General features: G+C 64.7%; 1 protein-coding gene. It reads right to left on the bottom strand.

Annotated features, from left to right (window positions below; genetic code table 11):
• Positions 1–300: ABC transporter substrate-binding protein (locus HX778_RS24950; RefSeq protein WP_176983360.1), on the bottom strand; the 300-nt coding region annotated here is incomplete at both ends.

Below are 300 nucleotides of genomic sequence, written 5' to 3'. Positions count from 1 at the left end.
CGCCAGGAAGTACTGCGAGTTGTTGACCACGCCCGTGCCGTCGGCCAGCACGCGCGCGCCCAGCTGCTGTTCGGCCGCGGCAAAGAACGGATCCCAGATCACCCAGGCGTCGATGGCGCCGCGCTCGAAGGCGGCACGCGCATCGGCGGGCGTGAGGTACACAGGCTGGATATCGCTGTAAGGCACGTTGGCCTTTTCCAGCAGCTTCACCAGCAGGTAATGCACGTTCGAGCCCTTGTTGAAGGCAACGCGCTTGCCCTTGAGATCGGCCACGCTCTTGAGCGGCGAGTTCTTCGGCAC

The sequence above is a fragment of the Cedecea sp. P7760 genome, from assembly GCF_013386425.1.
Taxonomy (GTDB): domain Bacteria; phylum Pseudomonadota; class Gammaproteobacteria; order Enterobacterales; family Enterobacteriaceae; genus Cedecea; species Cedecea selenatireducens.
Note: the sequence above shows the minus strand (reverse complement) of the source record. Positions and strands in the feature narration are given on the sequence as shown.